This is a genomic window from Streptomyces sp. NPDC059224, assembly GCF_042754285.1.
Taxonomy (GTDB): domain Bacteria; phylum Actinomycetota; class Actinomycetes; order Streptomycetales; family Streptomycetaceae; genus Streptomyces.
Genome location: NZ_JBHZAN010000006.1, coordinates 1 through 18,218, shown reverse-complemented (window position 1 = coordinate 18,218; position 18,218 = coordinate 1). Strand labels below are relative to the sequence as shown.

At 68.4% G+C, this 18,218-nt stretch carries 18 protein-coding genes; 8 read left to right on the top strand and 10 right to left on the bottom strand.

The window, feature by feature from the left end; translation table 11 throughout:
• Positions 1–63 precede the first annotated feature (63 nt).
• The 4 genes from ACFXI4_RS07785 to pknB all read left to right on the top strand — a co-directional run bounded on the left by ACFXI4_RS07785 (position 64) and on the right by pknB (position 6,723).
• Positions 64–1,629: a Stp1/IreP family PP2C-type Ser/Thr phosphatase gene (locus ACFXI4_RS07785; RefSeq protein WP_384989024.1), complete on the top strand. Its 1,566-nt coding sequence runs from the start codon at positions 64–66 to the stop codon at positions 1,627–1,629.
• A 27-nt stretch (positions 1,630–1,656) separates the two neighbouring features.
• A complete protein-coding gene (locus tag ACFXI4_RS07780) occupies positions 1,657–3,099 on the top strand; it encodes an FtsW/RodA/SpoVE family cell cycle protein (protein ID WP_362716787.1) in 1,443 nt (480 codons plus the stop codon).
• Positions 3,096–4,580 carry a penicillin-binding transpeptidase domain-containing protein gene (locus tag ACFXI4_RS07775; protein ID WP_384988846.1) on the top strand — a complete coding sequence of 495 codons (1,485 nt, stop codon included), beginning with the start codon at positions 3,096–3,098 and terminating at the stop codon, positions 4,578–4,580. The genes ACFXI4_RS07780 and ACFXI4_RS07775 overlap by 4 nt, the downstream gene beginning before the upstream one ends.
• Positions 4,581–4,749: 169 nt before the next feature.
• Positions 4,750–6,723 carry a Stk1 family PASTA domain-containing Ser/Thr kinase gene (pknB, locus tag ACFXI4_RS07770; RefSeq protein WP_384988845.1) on the top strand — a complete coding sequence of 658 codons (1,974 nt, stop codon included), beginning with the start codon at positions 4,750–4,752 and terminating at the stop codon, positions 6,721–6,723.
• Between the two features lie 332 nt (positions 6,724–7,055).
• Here pknB and ACFXI4_RS07765 read toward each other — a convergent pair whose 3' ends face one another.
• The 7 genes from ACFXI4_RS07765 to ACFXI4_RS07735 form a co-directional block, all read right to left on the bottom strand.
• The gene (locus tag ACFXI4_RS07765; protein WP_384988844.1) at positions 7,056–7,262 is read right to left on the bottom strand and encodes a hypothetical protein; all 207 of its coding nucleotides are present in this window, start codon (positions 7,260–7,262) and stop codon (positions 7,056–7,058) included.
• 170 nt (positions 7,263–7,432) lie between these two features.
• Positions 7,433–8,182, bottom strand: coding sequence for a class E sortase (locus ACFXI4_RS07760; protein ID WP_384988843.1), 750 nt, complete (start codon positions 8,180–8,182; stop codon positions 7,433–7,435).
• Positions 8,183–8,201: 19 nt separating this feature from the next.
• A complete protein-coding gene (locus tag ACFXI4_RS07755; RefSeq protein ID WP_384988842.1) occupies positions 8,202–9,212 on the bottom strand; it encodes a class E sortase in 1,011 nt (336 codons plus the stop codon).
• Positions 9,209–9,847: an aminodeoxychorismate/anthranilate synthase component II gene (locus ACFXI4_RS07750; protein WP_384988841.1), complete on the bottom strand. Its 639-nt coding sequence runs from the start codon at positions 9,845–9,847 to the stop codon at positions 9,209–9,211. The genes ACFXI4_RS07755 and ACFXI4_RS07750 overlap by 4 nt, the downstream gene beginning before the upstream one ends.
• Positions 9,844–10,005 (bottom strand): hypothetical protein, encoded by a 162-nt coding sequence (locus ACFXI4_RS07745; protein WP_384988840.1) that lies wholly within the window; start codon positions 10,003–10,005, stop codon positions 9,844–9,846. Before ACFXI4_RS07745 ends, ACFXI4_RS07750 begins: the two co-directional genes overlap by 4 nt.
• A 52-nt stretch (positions 10,006–10,057) precedes the next feature.
• Positions 10,058–10,741, bottom strand: a complete 684-nt coding sequence (locus tag ACFXI4_RS07740) for a class E sortase (protein WP_384988839.1) — start codon at positions 10,739–10,741, stop codon at positions 10,058–10,060.
• 27 nt (positions 10,742–10,768) lie between these two features.
• Complete coding sequence (locus ACFXI4_RS07735) at positions 10,769–11,557, bottom strand: DUF881 domain-containing protein (protein WP_384988838.1); 789 nt, start codon at positions 11,555–11,557, stop codon at positions 10,769–10,771.
• Between the two features lie 152 nt (positions 11,558–11,709).
• Here ACFXI4_RS07735 and crgA point away from each other — a divergent pair, with 152 nt between their 5' ends.
• Entirely contained in the window at positions 11,710–11,964 is a 255-nt protein-coding gene (gene crgA, locus ACFXI4_RS07730; RefSeq protein ID WP_046727637.1) for a cell division protein CrgA, read from the top strand.
• A gap of 274 nt (positions 11,965–12,238) precedes the next feature.
• Here crgA and ACFXI4_RS07725 read toward each other — a convergent pair whose 3' ends face one another.
• On the bottom strand, positions 12,239–13,120 hold the full coding sequence (locus tag ACFXI4_RS07725; protein ID WP_384988837.1) for a rhomboid family intramembrane serine protease: 882 nt from the start codon (positions 13,118–13,120) through the stop codon (positions 12,239–12,241).
• 122 nt (positions 13,121–13,242) lie between these two features.
• A complete protein-coding gene (locus tag ACFXI4_RS07720; protein ID WP_384988836.1) occupies positions 13,243–13,776 on the bottom strand; it encodes a peptidylprolyl isomerase in 534 nt (177 codons plus the stop codon).
• Positions 13,777–14,100: 324 nt separating this feature from the next.
• On the opposite strand from ACFXI4_RS07720, the gene ACFXI4_RS07715 reads away from it, so the two are divergent.
• Positions 14,101–14,796 carry a DUF5324 family protein gene (locus ACFXI4_RS07715; protein WP_384988835.1) on the top strand — a complete coding sequence of 232 codons (696 nt, stop codon included), beginning with the start codon at positions 14,101–14,103 and terminating at the stop codon, positions 14,794–14,796.
• 72 nt (positions 14,797–14,868) lie between these two features.
• On the opposite strand, the gene ACFXI4_RS07710 is transcribed toward ACFXI4_RS07715, so the two are convergent.
• On the bottom strand, positions 14,869–16,011 hold the full coding sequence (locus tag ACFXI4_RS07710; protein ID WP_384988834.1) for an endonuclease/exonuclease/phosphatase family protein: 1,143 nt from the start codon (positions 16,009–16,011) through the stop codon (positions 14,869–14,871).
• Between the two features lie 137 nt (positions 16,012–16,148).
• Between ACFXI4_RS07710 and ACFXI4_RS07705 the strand changes: the two genes are divergently transcribed.
• The gene (locus tag ACFXI4_RS07705; protein WP_384988833.1) at positions 16,149–16,847 is read left to right on the top strand and encodes a response regulator transcription factor; all 699 of its coding nucleotides are present in this window, start codon (positions 16,149–16,151) and stop codon (positions 16,845–16,847) included.
• Positions 16,840–17,922, top strand: a complete 1,083-nt coding sequence (locus tag ACFXI4_RS07700; protein WP_384988832.1) for a sensor histidine kinase — start codon at positions 16,840–16,842, stop codon at positions 17,920–17,922. Before ACFXI4_RS07705 ends, ACFXI4_RS07700 begins: the two co-directional genes overlap by 8 nt.
• Positions 17,923–18,218: the final 296 nt, after the last annotated feature.

Genomic DNA, 18,218 nt, shown 5'->3' with positions numbered 1-18,218 from the left:
CGCGGCGGCGGACCGGACGCCGGTCCCCGGCGCGCTCCCGACCGGAGGGTGGGCACCGTGCGGATGTACCCGGAGCCGACGGGCGAGGTGCGCATGAGTCTGTCACTGCGCTTCGCCGCCGGATCGCACAAAGGCATGATCCGGGAGGGCAACGAGGACTCCGGCTACGCCGGTCCCCGCCTGCTCGCCATCGCCGACGGCATGGGCGGCCAGGCCGCCGGTGAGGTCGCCTCCTCCGAGGTGATCTCCACCCTGGTCACGCTCGACGACGACGTGCCGGGCTCCGACATCCTCACCTCCCTCGGCCACGCCGTGCAGCGCGCCAACGACCAGCTGCGCGCCATGGTCGAGGAGGACCCGCAGCTGGAGGGCATGGGGACCACCCTCACCGCCCTGTTGTGGACCGGGCAGCGGCTCGGCCTGGTGCATGTCGGCGACTCCCGCGCGTACCTGCTGCGGGACGGCCTGCTCACGCAGATCACCCAGGACCACACCTGGGTGCAGCGGCTGGTCGACGAGGGCCGGATCACCGAGGAAGAGGCCACCACCCACCCGCAGCGCTCCCTGCTGATGCGCGCGCTCGGCAGCGGCGACCACGTCGAGCCGGATCTGTCGATCCGCGAGGTGCGCGCCGGCGACCGCTACCTCATCTGCTCCGACGGGCTCTCCGGGGTCGTCTCCCACCAGACCCTGGAGGAGACCCTCGCCAGCTACCAGGGGCCGCAGGAGACCGTGCAGGAGCTGATCCAGCTCGCACTGCGCGGCGGCGGCCCCGACAACATCACGGTCATCATCGCGGACGTCCTCGACCTGGACACCGGCGACACCCTCGCCGGGCAGCTCTCCGACACCCCGGTCGTGGTCGGCGCCGTCGCCGAGAACCAGCACCACCTGCACGACAACGGCTTCATGCAGACCCCGGCCGGCCGCGCGGCGAACCTCGGCCGCCAGGTGCCCGGCCAGGGCGGGGGCGGCGAGTTCGGCCCGCCCGGCTCCGGCGACACCACCGGATACGTCCCGGCCGGCGGTTTCGACGACTACACCGACGACGACTTCGTCAAGCCCCGCAAGGGCCGCAGGTGGCTGAAGAGATCCTTCTTCGGCATCCTCGCCCTCGCCGTGATCGGCGGGGGCCTGTACGGCGGCTACCGCTGGACGCAGACCCAGTTCTACGTCGGCGCCAACGGCGAGCACATCGCGCTGTACCAGGGCATCAGCCAGGACCTGGCCTGGGTCTCGCTCTCGAAGGTGGAGAAGGACCACCCCGAGATCGAACTCAAGTACCTGCCGCCCTACCAGCAGAAGCAGGTCAAGGCCACCATCGCCGAAGGCGGTCTCACCGACGCCCAGTCGAAGGTCCAGGAGCTGGCCGTGCAGGCCTCCGCCTGCAAGAAGGAGTCGGAGCGCACCACGTCCGGCACCAAGACCGGCTCCAAGACCGGCCAGGGCGAGGCCGGCGGCACCACGGGAACCACCAAGACCTCTCTCACGTCCAAGGCCTCGCCAAGCCCTTCGAACTCGGCGTCCTCCACGGCGTCACCGTCCCCGTCCCACTCAGCGACCCCCAGCCCCGGCCCCACCCTCTCGGAGGATGAGCAGAAGGTCGTCTCGCTGTGCGGTAAGCAGTAGGCAAGCCGTGAGAGGCCCTGTCACACGATGAGCAGTACTACCAACACGTCGACGAACCACACGTCCACCATCGGCTCCATCGGCACCCCGAGCCGGCGCAACACCGAGCTCGCGCTGCTGGTGTTCGCCGTCGCCATCCCGGTGTTCGCCTACGCCAACGTGGGCCTGGCCATCAGCGACAAGGTCCCCGCCGGACTGCTGAGCTACGGACTGGGCCTCGGCCTGCTGGCCGCCGTCGCCCACCTCGCCGTACGCAAGTTCGCCCCGTACGCGGACCCGCTGCTGCTGCCGCTGGCCACCCTGCTCAACGGCCTCGGCCTGGTCGTCATCTGGAGACTCGACCAGTCCAAGCTGCTGCAGTCGCTGCCCAACTACTTCCAGGCCGCGCCCCGCCAGCTGCTGTACACCGCACTGGGCATCGGCCTGTTCGTCGTCGTACTGATCTTCCTCAAGGACCACCGCGTCCTGCAGCGCTACACCTACATCTCGATGTTCGGCGCACTCGTGCTGCTCATCCTGCCGCTGGTGCCCGGCCTCGGCGCCAACATCTACGGCGCCAAGATCTGGATCCGGGTCCCGGGCCTGGGCTCCCTGCAGCCCGGTGAATTCGCGAAGATCGCCCTGGCGATCTTCTTCGCCGGCTACCTGATGGTGAAGCGCGACGCACTGGCCCTGGCCAGCCGTCGCTTCATGGGCCTGTACCTGCCGCGCGGCCGCGACCTCGGGCCGATCCTCGTCGTCTGGGCGATCTCGATCCTCATCCTGGTCTTCGAGACCGACCTCGGCACCTCGCTGCTGTTCTTCGGAATGTTCGTCATCATGCTGTACGTCGCCACCGAGCGGACCAGCTGGATCTTCTTCGGTCTGCTGATGTCCGCGGCCGGCGCCGTCGGTGTGGCGAGCTTCGAACCCCACGTCCAGCAGCGTGTCCAGGCGTGGATGGACCCGATGAAGGAGTACACCCTCAGCCAGCAGGGCGTCGTCGGTCACTCCGAACAGTCCATGCAGGCACTGTGGGCCTTCGGCTCCGGCGGCACCCTCGGCACCGGCCTCGGCCAGGGCCACTCCGACCTCATCCGGTTCGCCGCCAACTCGGACTTCATCCTCGCCACCTTCGGCGAGGAAATGGGCCTCGCCGGCATCATGGCGATCCTGCTGATCTACGGCCTGATCGTGGAACGCGGCGTGCGGACCGCCCTCGCCGCCCGCGACCCCTTCGGCAAGCTGCTCGCGGTCGGCCTCTCCGGCGCCTTCGCCCTGCAGGTCTTCGTCGTCGCCGGCGGTGTCATGGGACTCATCCCGCTGACCGGTATGACCATGCCGTTCATGGCGTACGGAGGCTCGTCCGTACTGGCCAACTGGGCCCTGATCGGCATCCTCATCAGAATCAGCGACACCGCGCGCCGCCCGGCGCCCGCCCCCGCCGGCAACCCCGACGCCGAGATGACCCAGGTGGTCCGCCCGTCATGAACAAGCCCCTGCGCCGAATCGCGATCTTCTGCGGACTGCTGGTCCTCACCCTCCTGCTGCGCGACAACTGGCTCCAGTACGTCAAGGCCGACGGCCTCAAGACCGACCCGAAGAACCGCCGCGTCACCATCGCCCGCTACTCCACCCCGCGCGGCGACATCATCGTCGACGGCGACCCGATCACCGGCTCCACGGCGTCCGGCTCGTCGGGCCTGAACGACCTGAAGTACAAGCGCACGTACAAGAACGGCCCCATGTGGGCGCCGGTCACCGGGTACGCCTCCCAGGCCTTCGGCGCAAACCAGCTGGAGTCCCTGGAGGACGGCATCCTCACCGGCGACGACGACCGGCTTTTCTTCCGCAACACCCTCGACATGGTCACGGGCAAGCAGAAGTCGGGCGGCAACGCCGTCACCACCCTCAACGCGGCCGCCCAGAGCGCCGCCTACAACGGGCTGAAGAAGCAGGGCGGCAAGGGCGCGGTCGTCGCCCTGGAGCCCTCCACCGGCAAGATCCTGGCCCTCGCCTCCTACCCGTCGTACGACCCCTCGGCCTTCGCCGGCACCTCGGACACCGACGCCGAGGCCTGGAAGAAGCTCCAGAAGAAGTACAACCCCGATGACCCGATGCTGAACCGGGCACTGCGCGAGACCTACCCGCCGGGCTCCACCTTCAAGGTGGTCACCGCCGCGGCCGCCCTCCAGAACGGGCTGTACAGCTCCGCCGACCAGGCCACGAAGTCCCCGCTGCCCTACGTCATGCCCGGCACCACCACCGAGCTGAAGAACGAGGGCAGCATCCCCTGCAAGAACGCGACCATGCGGGTCGCGCTGCGGTACTCCTGCAACACCGTCTTCGGCAAGATCGGCGCCGACCTCGGCAACGACAAGATGCTCGCCGAGGCCAAGAAGTTCGGCTTCGACTCCGAGCAGTTCACGCCGGTCCGCTCCAGCGCCTCGGTCTTCTCCGACGACATGAACCAGTCGCAGACCGCGCTGTCCTCGATCGGCCAGTACAACACCGCCGCGACCCCGCTGCAGATGGCCATGGTCGCCTCGGCGGTGGCCAACGACGGCAAGCTCATGAAGCCGTACATGATCGACAAGCTGCAGTCGTCGAACCTCGACACCATCTCCCAGACGGACCCCGAGGAGATGAGCCAGCCGCTGTCCTCCTCCAACGCCCAGATCCTCCAGTCCATGATGGAGACGGTCGTCAAGGAGGGCACCGGCACCAACGCCCAGATCGGCGGCGTCACCGTCGGCGGCAAGACCGGTACCGCCCAGCACGGTGTGGAGAACAGCGAGAACCCCTACGCCTGGTTCATCTCGTACGCCAAGCTTCCCGACGGCAGCAAGCCCGTCGCCGTCGCCGTGGTGATCGAGGACGACCAGGCCAACCGTGACGACATCTCCGGCGGCGGCCTCGCGGCCCCGATCGCGAAGAGCGTGATGGAGGCAGTCATCAGTTCCAAGAAGTGACCCTGCTCACGTCCCCTTCACATCGGTGCACGTTGACATACCGGTCCTGTATCGGGTTACGGGCTTGGCCAGGTCACACAAACACAGCCGGGTACGGTAGGCCCGGACGGCAGCCTCCGACCGCACACCCGTGCCGGTCGGGACCGACGGAGAGGGCTGGTAGGGAACTATGGAAGAGCCGCGTCGCCTAGGCGGCCGGTACGAACTGGGCCACGTGCTCGGCCGCGGTGGCATGGCGGAGGTCTACCTCGCACATGACACCCGGCTCGGCCGCACGGTGGCGGTGAAGACGCTGCGCGCGGACCTCGCACGCGATCCGTCCTTCCAGGCCCGGTTCCGCCGGGAGGCCCAGTCGGCCGCCTCGCTCAACCATCCCGCGATCGTCGCGGTCTACGACACGGGCGAGGACTACATCGACGGGGTCTCGATCCCGTACATCGTCATGGAGTACGTGGACGGCTCGACGCTCCGCGAGCTGCTGCACTCCGGACGCAAGCTGCTGCCCGAGCGCGCGATGGAAATGACCATCGGCATTCTCCAGGGCCTGGAGTACGCGCACCGCAGCGGCATCGTCCACCGTGACATCAAGCCGGCGAACGTCATGCTCACGCGCAACGGCCAGGTCAAGGTGATGGACTTCGGCATCGCCCGCGCCATGGGCGACTCCGGCATGACCATGACCCAGACGGCCGCGGTCATCGGCACCGCCCAGTACCTCTCCCCGGAGCAGGCCAAGGGCGAGCAGGTCGACGCCCGCTCGGACCTCTACTCGACGGGTTGCCTCCTCTACGAGCTGCTGACGGTACGACCCCCGTTCGTGGGCGACAGCCCGGTGGCCGTCGCCTACCAGCACGTCCGCGAGGAACCCCAGCCCCCGTCGGTGTTCGACCCGGAGATCACGCCCGAGATGGACGCGATCGTCCTCCGCGCGCTGGTCAAGGACCCGAACTACCGCTACCAGTCGGCCGACGAGATGCGCGCCGACATCGAGGCATGCCTCGACGGCCAGCCGGTCGCCGCCACCGCGGCGATGGGTTCGGTGGGCTACGGCTACCCGGACGACCAGCAGACGACCGCCCTGCGCTCCGACGCCGGCGCCACGACGATGCTCCCGCCGATGAACCCGGACGACGGGGGGTACGGCTACGACGAGCGCCCGGACCGCCGCCGCCAGCAGAAGAAGACCAACACCTCCACGATCCTGCTCGTGGTCGCCGGCATCCTGGTGCTGGTCGGCTCGATCCTGATCGGCAAGTGGGTGGTCAGCGGCAACGGCGGGGACAAACCCTTCGCCGTCCCGAACTTCATCGGCCAGACCTACTCGGACGCGCAGAAGATGGCCGACAACTCCGGCCTGAAACTCGCGGACCCGACCCGGAAGCCCTGTGAGAAGCAGCCCAAGGGCAAGGTCTGCTCCCAGGACCCGGCCCTTGGCACGGACGTCAACAAGGGCGACACGATCAGCCTGGTGGTGTCCACGGGCGCGCCGAAGGTCGCGGTCGACAACGTGATCGGCAAGAACGTCGACGACGCCACCACCCAGCTGGAGAACAAGGGCTTCAACGTCAAGGTCACCAGGACGGTGTCCTCCCAGGACGAGGGCACGGTCCTGAGCCAGAACCCCGACCCGGGCACGGAGAAGGAGAAGGGCTCGACCATCACTCTGGAGGTCGCCAAGGCCGAGGAGAAGTCGACGGTCCCCGACGTCAGCGGCAAGTCCTGCGACGAGGCCAAGGCGCAGATGCAGGCGAACAACCTCACCGGCAACTGCTCCGAGGTGGACACCGACGACCCCAACCTGGTGGGCAAGGTCGTCTCGACCGACCCGCAGGCCGGGCAGCAGGTCGACAAGAACTCCACGGTGAACATCCAGATCGGCAAGGCCAAGCAGCAGACGCCCGTACCGGGCGTGGTCGGCCAGACCGTCCAGCAGGCCAAGCAGACCCTGCAGGCGGCCGGCTTCACCAACATCCAGTTCAACGGTGACAGCAGCGACAACGCCCGCGTCCTCGCCCAGAACCCGAACGCCAACACCCCCGTCGACAACCCCGGCGGCACACAGATCACCCTCACCACGGTGAGTGCCGGCGGCAACAACGGCGGCAACAACGGCGGCGGCTTCTTCGGCGGCAACAGCGGCTGACGCCACCCCGCGCTCGACAGAGCCCGGTGTCCTTCTGGCGGAAGGGCACCGGGCTCCGCTTTATCCACCGATATCGCACATGCGTCTCACGCCCGCTCACTCGCACTGCCGCCTCGTTCGCATCGTTGAGGTTCACAACTGAGCTCCTTCAAGGAACTCGGCGGGATCCAGTCACGCACCGCGTGCCTCGCACTCTTCTCCCGCCGAGCCGTCCTCAACGTCGCCGTGCTCCTCCGCGACAGCGAAGTCGTACGTCAGGTGCGTGTCCACCTCCTCGACATGGAGCACCTGGCCCGCACACAGCCTGGGGAAAACCCCGCCCCGACCGGCCATCAGGCCCTCGACGTCCGAATCGGCCAGCGCATCGCCCACATCCTCGGCAGGACCGTCGTCCCGATGTTCATGGGATCCGGGACGAGCGCCCCGCGGTCGGCGTAATGGCCGCGATGGACGCCGTAAACGGGCGTGCCTTCGAACGCCACATCGCCAAACCGCCGGCCCGCGACGGTTGCACCGACATCGTCGTACAGGGCGGTCACGCGACAGGGGCGTCGACGTCATCGGACTCACGGCCGACGGGTGACGATTCGCCGTCCGGTGCGAAGGCTTCGCGCCCTGCCTCGACATCACCAGTCCCACTGGGGTGCCGGGGAGCCGCTCGGGGTGCTGGAGCAGCCGGGACGCGGCAGACCTCCCGCAAGGAGGTCTGTCAGCGCAGTTCCTTCGGTGGCGTCCGCCTGCTGTCGACCTTCTGGACCCGCACCAGCTCGCCCCACACCACGTACCGGTACCGGCTCGTGTACACCGGAGTGCACGTCGTCAGGGTGATGTAGTGGCCCGGCTTGGTCTTGCCGGACTCCTTGGGGATCTGGGAGAGGACCTTGACGTTGTACTTCGACGTCTCGGGGAGGACCGAGTACGCCTTGTAGACGTACCAGTCGTTCCGCGTCTCGAAGACGATCGGGTCGCCGACCTTCACCTTGTCGATGTTGTGGAACTTGGCCCCGTGGCCGTCACGGTGGGCGGCGAGGGTGAAGTTGCCGGCCTTGCCGGTGGTGGGGAGCATCGCCTTCGCCGGGTCCGTGTAGTAGCCGGCCACCCCGTCGTTCAGGACATCCGTCGACGTGCCCTTCTCGACCAGCACCTCGCCGTTCCTCATGGACGGCACATGCAGGAACCCGATGCCGTTCTTCGTGTTCAACGCACCCGGCCCGGTGTCCTGCTGGGCCCAGGTGTCACGGACCTTGTCGCCCTCCCGGTCGGCCTTGCGGTCGGCGATCACGTTCGTCCACCACAGCGAGTAGACGACGAACAGACCGAGCACCAGGCCCGCCGTGATGAGGAGTTCACCGAAGAAGCTGACCGCCATCGCGACCCGGCCGATCGGCCGGCGGCCCGGCACGGGCACCGCGTCCTGCGCGTCGGTCTGCTCTTCGGTGTCGTCGGCGGTCGCTGCCACTGTTCCTCTGCCTCTGCCCTTACTCGACGAGCGCGTCTGGCTTGCCCTTGCTGCGCGGACGTTCCTCGACCATCTTGCCCCACACGATCAACCGGTACTTGCTGGTGAACTCCGGTGTGCAGGTGGTCAGGGTGATGTACCGCCCCGGCGTGGTGAAGCCCGATCCCTTCGGGACCGGGTCCAGCACACTCACGTTGCCCGGCGACGTCACCGGCAGCATCGACGTCACCTTGTACACGAAGTACTCGTCCTGCGTCTCGACCACGACCGCGTCACCGGCCGTCAGCCTGTTGATGTACCGGAACGGCTCGCCGTGCGTGTTGCGGTGCGCGGCGAGACCGAAGTTACCCGTCTTGTCCTGCGGCATCGCGGTCTTCAGCACACCCTCGCCGTAATGGCCGACCATGCCCTTGTCGAGGACCTTCTTGTTGCTGACGCCCTCCGCTATCGGCGCCACCACGTCCAGCTTGGGGATGTGCAGGATGGCGAAACCCTGCCCGGGCGCGAAGACACCGGGCGCACGCTTCCCGCTCGCCCAGTCCTTCTGGAGGCTGCTGGTCTCGCTGCCCGCCTGCGCATGGGCCCGGACGTTGGTCCACCACAGCTGGTACGTGACGAACAGCAGCATCAGCACACCGGTGGTGATGAAGACCTCTCCTATCGCCCGGCTCGCCATGACGGCCGGACTCGGCTTGCGCGCCCGCGCCTGCCGACGGGCCTCGACCCGGGAGAGCGGACGCTCCGACGGACTGCTCTGGGACGGCGCCGTCTCCGGTGCGCCGCCATGACGGCCACCGCGCCGCCTGGCCGCCTTTCTGCGGGCCGCCCGGCCACCCCCTGGGACACCGGCGCCGGATGAGGCTGCCGAGCCCGCAGACGCCGATATGGGCGGCGGATCGGGAATCCGCAGCGCCACGGTCTCGTCGTCGACCGGCGGGAGATACGCCGTGCCGCCGAGCGCACTCGGTCCCCCGTACGACTGATCCCCGTACGAGGTATCGGTCTCGCGCTCGGGGCGCAGCGCGGTCACGCCGTGGCCCTGCCCACCACCGGGGCGAGCCCCGCCGACCTCGCCACGGCCCCCTGGTCACCGCACTCCATCAGCCAGTTGGCCAGCATCCGGTGCCCGTGCTCGGTCAGCACCGACTCGGGATGGAACTGGACCCCCTCCACCGGGAGTTCCCGGTGCCTGAGGCCCATGATGATCCCGTCGTGGGTGCGGGCCGTGACCTCCAGCTCGGCCGGCACGGTGGCCGGCTCAGCGGCGAGCGAGTGGTAGCGGGTCGCGGTGAACGGGCTCGGCAGCCCGGCGAAGACCCCCTTGCCCCCGTGCTCCACCAGCGACGTCTTGCCGTGCAGCAGCTCCGGCGCGCGGTCCACCACACCGCCGTACGCCACCTGCATGGACTGCATGCCGAGACAGACGCCGAAGACGGGAACGCCGGTGTCCGCGCAGTGGCGGACCATCTCCACGCAGACCCCCGCCTGCTCCGGCGTGCCGGGCCCCGGCGACAGCAGGACACCGTCGAAGCCGTCCTGGGCGTGTGCCGTCGACACCTCGTCGTTGCGCAGCACCTCGCACTCGGCCCCCAGCTGGTACAGGTACTGGACCAGGTTGAAGACGAAGCTGTCGTAGTTGTCGACGACGAGAATCCGCGTGCTCACTGGTTGTCCACCGTCACATCGTTGAAGGGCAGCAGTGGTTCGGCCCAGGGGAAGACGTACTGGAAGAGGACATAGACCACGGCCAGGACCAGCACGAGTGAGATCAACGCCCTCACCCACGCGCCGCCCGGCAGATGCCGCCAGATCCAGCCGTACATGCCGTCCCTTCCGTTCCACCACGGCACCAGAATCCCGCCGTACTGCACCAGACTAACGGCGCAGCGCCTCGGGTTTGCCTGCCTCCACAGGCTGTGTGGAGTCCAGATGCGCCCAGACGATCAGCCGATGACTGTGCCCCCATTCCGGATCGCACGTGGTCAGCGTGAGATAGCGGCCTGGACGCGTATACCCGGACTTACGTGGCACAGGGTCGATCACTTCAACGTCCGTCGGAACTGTTTTGTAAGGGCCTTTGTCGATCCGATACGTGAACCAGGTCGTACCGTCCGTCAGTACGATCGCGTCACCCCTGCGGAGCCGCGGGAAGTCCAGGAACGGGTCGCCGTACGTGCGGCGATGGCCGGCGACCGCGAAGTTGCCCTCCTGACCCAGCCGGGCGGTACGGGCGTAGTGGGCGAGACCCTTCTTCAGCACATCGGTGCCGGTGCCCTCCAGGACGGGCTTGTTCCACGTGAAACCGAACCGGGGGATGTACATGATCGCGAAAGGCCTGCCGTAGTGATACGCGGCCGGCGCGGCGGGGGCGGCGCTCGCCCCGGCCGTGGGGTGCACGGCGGCACTGTCCGACCACTGCCGCTGCAACTGGTCGATCTGGTCGTGCATGACACTGTCGGCCTTCACACCGGTCCAGAACAGCACATACACGACGAAGAGGACTATGAGTGTGCCGATCGTGATGCAGAGCTCGCTGACGGTCCTGACGATCACCCGCACCGGCGGCTCCAGAGGACGACGGGCTGCTTACCCCACAGGCTTCGCGTAGTGCAGATCCACTGTGCCCGAGTAGCCCGGCAGAGTCACCGTCCCGTCCTCGGTGACTTTCCAGCCGAGGCCGTACACGTTGACGTACACCATGTAGTTCTGGATCGCCTCGGAGTCCGCGAGCGCCTGCTGCATCTTCGCCGGATCCCCCACCGCCTGGATCTTGTACGGCGGCGAGTACACCCGGCCCTGGAGGATCAGCGTGTTGCCCACGCACCGCACGGCACTGGTGGAGATCAGCCGCTGGTCCATGACCTTGATGCCCCGGGCGCCGCCCTGCCACAGGGCGTTCACCACGGCCTGCAGGTCCTGCTGGTGGATGACCAGGTAATCGGGCTGGGGCTCGGGATATCCGGGAAGCTTGGCGGTGGCGTTCGGCGGGGCGTCGTTCAGCGTGACGGTGATCGCGTCGCCGGTCAGCTTCTGGGTGCCCGCGTCCTTCTCCAGACCGGAGAGCTTGTCGTCCTCGGCCTTGCTGGAGCCGTCGTCCCGCTCGGCGAGCTTCTCGTTCCGCTCCCGGGAACCCGCGTTGGACTCGTCCAGGTCCTTGTTCTTGCGGCTGCGCTCCTGGATCAGGTCGGACAGCTTCAGCAGATTGTCGTCCGAGCGGATGTCGGTGCCCTTGGCCGTGTTGAAGCTGGTGAAGAAGAGAAGACCCGCCAGGGCGAAGACGGCCACGGTCAGAATCCGTACCGGCCGGAAGCCACCCTTGCGGGCCGGGTCCTTACCCGTTGATCCGGTGGCGTTGGAGTCGGCAGAATTGCTCAACGTACCCTTATCTCCTTCGGCGCCGCGGAAGCACTACGCTAACGGACGCCCGGGGGAGCGGTCAGTGTGCCCTTACTGTCCCCTTGTACGCTGCTCCGAGCCCGACCCAGTTACCTGCGCGGCCACGCAGCGCATCGACAGGAGAGACCCTCGTGCCGAAGTCACGTATCCGCAAGAAGGCCGACTACACGCCGCCCCCGGCGAAGCAGGCGACCGCCATCAAACTGAACAGCCGTGCCTGGGTCGCGCCGGTGATGCTGGCCATGTTCCTCATCGGACTGGCCTGGATCGTCGTCTTCTACGTGACCGACGGCTCGCTGCCCATCGACAGCCTCGACAACTGGAACATCGTCGTGGGCTTCGGCTTCATCGCCGCCGGCTTCGGTGTCTCCACCCAGTGGAAATAGCTCTGCCCAGGGCTGTTCGCTGAGTTATCCACAGGCCTGACCTGCTGTCCACATCCTCCTGGGGAAAAGACGACGATCTGTGGATAACCCATCGGGCGTTGACGCCGGTACGACTACCACAACGCCCACCGCAAGACTGTTCGCCCCCTGCCTGACCTGCACAAATGCAGGTGAGTGACAGGGGGCGCAGCTGTGCGGGAACGCTATGCACAAGATCCGCCACCGACTGTGGACAACGGTTCGGTATCGGTGCGGTGTGCCGCCGTGATCCGGCTCAAGTGAGCTGTGCGGTCCGGATGACCGTGATCACCAGGGCCGCCACCAGCACCAGCGCACAGGTGCCGCACTGGATGAGGTTCCGCCGCTCGCGCGGAGCGTGCACCATCGCGTAGCCGGTGACGACCCCGGCGACCAGGCCGCCGATATGGGCCTGCCAGGCGATGCCGCCATGGAAGGTGAAGATGAGGTTGATCACCAGCAGGGCGATGATCGGCCGCATGTCGTAGTTGAGCCGGCGGATGAGCACGGCGGTCGCGCCGAAGAGGCCGAAGATGGCGCCGGACGCGCCGAGGGACGCACTGGTCGGGGAGGAGAGCAGATAGGTGAGCGCGCTGCCGGCCAGGCCCGACACGAAATAGAGCGTGAAGTAGCGTGCCCGGCCGAGGGCTGTCTCCAAGGGCCCGCCGATCCACCACAGGCTGAGCATGTTGAACGCGATGTGCGTGTACTGCTGCGGATCGTGCAGGAACATCGCGGTCAGCAGCCGGTAGTACTGTCCCTCCGCGACGCCCTCGACCCCGATCCTGCCGAACAGCTCGAAGTCGCCGGTGAAACTCCAGCCGACGGAGACCTGGACCAGGAAGATCGCGACGTTGACGCCGATCAGGATCTTGGTGAGCAGCCGGGGGTCGGCGGTGACGGTGCCGCCGGCGATGGTGCGCGGGCGGGTGTCGGCCGGGGGCGGGCCGCTCTGGCCCGGGGTGGTGCCGCGGACGCATTCGGGGCACTGGAAGCCCACGGAGGCGCTGACCATGCACTCGGGGCAGATGGGGCGCTCGCACCGGGTGCAGCGCACGCCCGTCTCCCGGTCCGGGTGCCGGTAGCACATGGGCAGGCTGTGGGCGTCGCGTGCGCTGCCTGTCGCCTGGTCCTCCATGGGGTCCCCTCGTTCGTCGTGGGCAATGCGCTGCCCCGCACATCCTTACGGACGGGCGGGGCGTTTGGTTCCCTTCGGGCGCTTCCTTTCGGGCGCTTCCTCCGGGCGTGCCTTGCGGCGGATCAGCTCTCGCGCTTCGCCACGGTGATCGTCTCGACGACGACGTCGTTCTCGGGACGCTTGTTCGGCCCGGTGACGGTGACGGAGGCGATCTTGTCCACGGTCTTCTGGCTGTCCGCGTCGACGACCTCGCCGAAGATGGTGTGCTTGCGGTTGAGGTGGGGCGCGGGATTGACCGTGATGAAGAACTGCGAGCCGTTGGTGCGGGGGCCGGCGTTGGCCATGGCCAGCAGGTAGGGGCGGTCGAAGCGGAGGTCGGGGTGGAACTCGTCCTCGAACTTGTAACCGGGGCCGCCGATGCCGGTGCCGAGCGGGTCGCCGCCCTGGATCATGAACCCGCCGATCACGCGGTGGAAGATCGTGCCGTCGTAGAGCCGGTCGGTGGAGACCGTGCCGGTGGCCGGGTGGGTCCACTCACGCTCGCCCCGGGCCAGTTCGACGAAGTTCTTGACCGTCTTGGGCGCGTGGTTCGGGAAGAGCCGGACCTCGATCTCACCGAGACTGGTCTTCAAGGTGGCGTAGAGCTGCTCGGCCACGGTCCGCCTTCCGTTGTGCTCTCGTGGTGCTCGGGTGTAACCCGGTGGTGGGTTGCGCCGTCACGATCCTCGCACGGTACGGCGGCCCGGTGACCCGGCAGGGCTCTCCGTGCGCGGATCCTCACGAATCGCTTGCGGAAACCCGGCGGATCCCCCCGGGCGGGGGCGCTGGGCGCCGATCCGTGGCATTGTCGTCGGCAAGCCCCTCTTAGCTCTGGTTGCACCCGTATGCCCGTCCTCGCGCGCCGCTCGGCCCGTCGGCAGGCATGATCCGTAAAAGGGTGGAAAGTCGAAATACCGTACGCCACCGAGGAGGAGGAACCCGTGACCCGCAAAGAGAGCGTGCGCACCGCGACCAGCTCGGCGAAGGACAGCGTGCGGCACGCCGCGGAAGTGGTGGCGCCCTACGCCGACACGGCCAAGGAGCGTGCCGCGTACTACGCGCAGGAGGCACGCGTACGGCTCGCGCCCGTGATGTCGCAGGCTGCTGAGCAGGCCCGCGTCCAGTACGACGCCCGTCTCGTCCCGCGTCTGGAGCAGGCGCGGACCCATGTGCCGTCGATGGTGGACCAGGCTGCGCACGACGCGGCCGATCTGACCCGTAAGGCCGCCCGGCAGGCTGCCGACTATTCACGTCCGAGGATCGAGCAGGCCGTGGCGGCGGCCGGGCCGGTCCGTGACGAGGCCACGGCGCGCGGTGCGGCCGCGTTGGCCGCGCTGCGCGGCAATGTCTCGGCCGAGGAGATCGAGAAGCTGGCGCGCAGGAACCAGCGGCGTTCGTCGTTCGGCCGGGCGTTCAAGGCGTTCGCCGTGTTCGGTGTGCTGGCTGGTGCCGCGTTCGCCACGTGGAAGTGGTGGGACAAGCAGGCCAACCCGGACTGGCTGGTGGAGCCGCCCGCTGCCACGGAGGTCCCGGATTCGGGGCGTCTCGGCTCGGTGGACGGCAGTTCTCCCCTGCATCCCGAGGTTCAGGCCAAGGAGGCGGAGGAGCAGACGTCCCGGGACGACAAGGGGCGTTGAGCCGCGGCGTTTCACGTGAAACCGGCGAACCCTTCGGCCCGCGCTTTGGCGGCCCGAGGGGTGGCCGCGGTGTCACCAGCTGATCGTGGCCGCCACCGGCAGATGATCACTGCCGGTGGCCGGCAACGTCCATGACCTGTGCGGTCGCACGCCGCGGACCAGGATCTGGTCGATCCGTGCCATGGGGAATTTCGCCGGCCAGCTGAAGCCGAAGCCGTCGCCTGCCGTGTCCTGGGCCGATCGCAGCTGCTCGGTGAGGCCGGCGAACGCGCGGTCGTCCATGGTGCCGTTCAGGTCGCCGAGCAGGACCACCCGCGCGTTCGGCTCGGCGGCGACGGCGTCGGCGAGGGCCTGCGCGCCGGCGTTGCGCTGGGACGTCCAGAAGCCCGTCCTGGGCAGTACCCGTACGGATCCCAGGTGGGCCACGTAGACCGTGAGAGGTCCGTGGGAGGTGGCCACCGTGGTGCGCAGCGCCCGGTTGTACCGCATCTTCACGGCGGCCGGGATGGTGTCACCCAGTGGCCCCTCGTCCGTCTTGATGTCCACCGGCCGGGTGTCCGACAGCGGCAGCCTGCTCCACAGTCCGACCGTGCCCAGCACCACGTGGTGGGGGTACGTCCGGGCCAGCGCTTTCTCGTAGGTACCCGTGGCGGGTCCGGTCAGTTCCTCGAGCGCCAGCACGTCCGCGCCAGAGGCGGCCAGGGCGCGGGCGGTACCCACCGGGTCGGGGTTGCCTGCGTCGACGTTCTGACTGACGACGGTGAGGTCACCGCCCGGGTGGGACCTGTCGCCGATCAGCCCGCCGAACAGGTTCAGCCACACCACGGCCGGCAGCAGCAGTGCGACCCCCGCGGAGGCGGAGCGGCGCCACAGCGCCCCGGCCAGCAGCACCGGGATGAACAGGCCGAACCATGGCAGGACGCTCTCCGCCAGGCTGCCGAGGTTGCCGATCCGGTTCGGGATGTCGGCGTGCAGCAGCATGAGCAGACCGAGCAGCAGCGCCGAACCCGTGAGCACCGGGCCGCGCTTCCATGGCCCGAGCCGGCCGAAGCCGTCCCGCCCGCTCGCCGCGGTGTCCGCCGCGTCCGTCGTACGGGCCGCGTCCGCCGCGTCCGCGTCCGCCGCGTCTCCTTGACCCGCTTGACCTGTTCGACCCGCTTGACCCGCTTCGTTCGCTGCGGCCGCCGTGTCTCCGGCATCCATCTTCTGCCTCATCGTCTGTCCTCGATCGTTCCGGCGGGAGAGCCGGCCGTTCCTGACGTCGGGCCGCCAGTCAAAGCGGTGTGGTGTTGCCGAGGCGTATGCCGTTCTCGATACGCGGACGATATGTGCCGACTCATAGCATCGGTCGCATGCGTGTGCTGATCGTCGAGGACGAGCCCTATCTGGCGGAGGCCATCCGCGACGGCCTGCGTCTGGCCGCGATCGCGGCCGACATCGCAGGTGACGGTGGGACCGCTCTGGAACTGCTGGACGTCAACAACTACGACGTCGCCGTCCTCGACCGCGACATCCCCGGGCCTTCCGGAGACGAGGTCGCCAAGCACATCGTCGCCTCCGGCAGCGGCATGCCGATCCTCATGCTCACCGCGGCCGACCGTCTCGACGACAAGACGTCCGGTTTTGAACTCGGCGCCGACGACTACCTGACGAAGCCGTTCGAACTCCAGGAGCTCGCGCTCCGGCTCAGGGCCCTGGACCGCAGGCGTGCCCATCACCGGCCTCCCGTGCGGGACATCGCGGGTCTGCGCCTTGATCCGTTCCGCAGGGAGGTCTACCGGGACGGCCGCTATGTCGCGCTGACCAGGAAGCAGTTCGCGGTGCTCGAAGTCCTCGTCGCCGCCGAGGGCGGTGTCGTCAGCGCGGAGGAGCTCCTGGAACGCGCCTGGGACGAGAACGCCGACCCGTTCACCAACGCCGTACGCATCACCGTCTCGGCGCTGCGCAAGCGTCTGGGCGAACCCTGGGTCATCGCGACCGTGCAGGGCGTCGGTTACCGCATCGGCGCCCGGCCAAAGACCGCTCCGGAGGGAGAGGGAGACCGTGGATAGGGCTCCTGGTCCGAGCGTTCGCCTCAAACTCACCCTCAGCTATGCCGGATTCGTCATGCTGGCCGGCGCTCTGCTGCTGGCCGCGGTGTGGGTGTTCCTGAACCGTGTGCCGCATCCCGGGCTGATCATCGTGCCCGACTACCGCCTGGCCGTCGTGCGTACTTTCGCGCCGACCGCCGTTGCCGTTCTGACGTTCCTGCTGGTGTTCGGTCTCGCGGGCGGGTGGATCCTCGCCGGCCGGATGCTCGCCCCTCTGACCCGGATCACGGACGCCACCCGCGTGGCCACCGACGGCTCGCTCTCCCACCGGATCCGGCTGCCGGGCCGCAGGGACGAGTTCCGTGAACTCGCCGACGCCTTCGACGCGATGCTCGCGCGGCTTGAGGCGCACGTCGCCGAGCAACGGAGATTCGCGGCCAACGCCTCGCATGAGCTGCGTACTCCGCTCGCCGTCTCGAAGGCGCTGCTCGAGGTGGCCCGCAGCGATCCGGATGGGCGGTCCGGCGAGATCATCGAACGTCTGGACGTCGTGAACACCAGGGCGATCGACCTCACCGAGGCGCTGCTGCTGCTCAGCCGCGCCGACCGAGGGTCCTTCAGCCGGGAACCCGTCGATCTGTCCCTCATGGCGGAGGAGGCCACCGAAACGCTCCTGCCTCTCGCGGAGCAGCACGGCGTGGTGATCGAGACGTCCGGCGACATCGCGCCCGCGCTCGGGTCGCCGGCGCTTCTGCTGCAGCTGACCACGAACCTCGTGCACAACGCGATCGTCCACAACCTGCCCGCCCAGGGCACCGTGTGGGTCCGCACCGGCGTCCGTCCCGGGACCGTGGTGCTCACCGTCGAGAACACGGGCCGGAGGATCAGCGCGCGACTGGCTTCGACGCTCACCGAACCGTTCCGGCGGGGCACTGACCGCGTGCGTACCGGCCACGCGGGGGTCGGGCTCGGCCTGGCCATCGTCAGGACCATCGCCCAGGCGCACGACGGGACGCTCACCCTCACCCCGCGCGCCGCCGGCGGCATCCGCATCACCGTCGAACTCCCCGCCTCGTCCTCGAACACCGGCCGATAGCCCCCGCCGGCTTCTCACACCAGGTCATCGGACTGGCACGTACGGTGCGCACGGCGCGCGCGGTTCACGCGGTTCCTCGCCGAGGTGTGGGGCCCGAACCTTCGGCCCCGGGTCCGTGTCCTCCACCGCGGCGCCTGCGTGAAACCGGGACAAAAAAGACCCCTCCGACTGCGTTTTCGCAGTTCAGAGGGGTCCTACGGGGTGGAGCCTAGGGGAGTCGAACCCCTGACATCCGCCATGCAAAGTCACGTGCACCGCAGACCCGGTTTCGCCGGGTGTCGCCGGGTGGCCCCGAG

Bases quoted from the DNA above. Each gene is read 5' to 3' on its own strand.
- ACFXI4_RS07785 (WP_384989024.1), top strand. From the start codon at position 64: ATGTACCCGGAGCCGACGGGCGAGGTGCGCATGAGTCTGTCACTGCGC.
- ACFXI4_RS07780 (WP_362716787.1), top strand. From the start codon at position 1,657: ATGAGCAGTACTACCAACACGTCGACGAACCACACGTCCACCATCGGC.
- ACFXI4_RS07775 (WP_384988846.1), top strand. From the start codon at position 3,096: ATGAACAAGCCCCTGCGCCGAATCGCGATCTTCTGCGGACTGCTGGTC.
- pknB (WP_384988845.1), top strand. From the start codon at position 4,750: ATGGAAGAGCCGCGTCGCCTAGGCGGCCGGTACGAACTGGGCCACGTG.
- ACFXI4_RS07745 (WP_384988840.1), bottom strand. From the start codon at position 10,005: ATGTACGGCTGGATCTGGCGGCATCTGCCGGGCGGCGCGTGGGTGAGG.
- ACFXI4_RS07725 (WP_384988837.1), bottom strand. From the start codon at position 13,120: ATGGAGGACCAGGCGACAGGCAGCGCACGCGACGCCCACAGCCTGCCC.
- ACFXI4_RS07710 (WP_384988834.1), bottom strand. From the start codon at position 16,011: ATGAGGCAGAAGATGGATGCCGGAGACACGGCGGCCGCAGCGAACGAA.
- ACFXI4_RS07705 (WP_384988833.1), top strand. From the start codon at position 16,149: ATGCGTGTGCTGATCGTCGAGGACGAGCCCTATCTGGCGGAGGCCATC.